The sequence below is a fragment of the Vibrio sp. 970 genome (genome assembly GCF_033339075.1).
On the sequence record NZ_JAWOTW010000868.1, the window covers coordinates 1 to 507 of the forward strand.

1 pseudogene is annotated in these 507 nt (G+C 45.8%); it reads right to left on the reverse strand.

The features are described 5' to 3' along the window. Positions 1-507, reverse strand: a pseudogene (locus tag R7Q11_RS29630) (lipopolysaccharide biosynthesis protein); the annotation flags it as partial.

A 507-nucleotide genomic window follows, 5' to 3' on the forward strand; every position in this document is an offset into this window, starting at 1 on the left:
TGCAAATTGCGATGGCGATTCCTATTGATTGTGAAGAGTGAAGCAGGAACAGTGCCACACCTGAGATAATTTGCAGTAAAACCATCAAACTCAAATGGAATGGTAGAGACATACACTGTTGGCCAACCGCGTAAGTTAGGCCGAGTTTACAAAGCTGCGCGTAGTACAACGCAATGAACACACCAAAAATACCGAGAGAAGACAACCCAAACAGCAACCCAATCGCAACGAAGGCAGAAACCACATTAATACCAAGCAACCATCGGGTTCTGCGTTTGAAAAGAATGGCGATGTTTAACAATTCGCTCCATTCCTTGAGCATCGCAATCGGTAGCAAGAACAGCGTGTAAAGTACCGCTTCATGGTAGGTTTCTGGCAAGAAGTTCGTGATCATGACCATTGCTAGTGTCGCTACAACCACGCTGAGCGCAGAAACATAAATCATCCCTAAATGAGAAACGCGCACGGCTTCATTGTCTCGACCATTTTCGAGGTATGCAAAGCGTC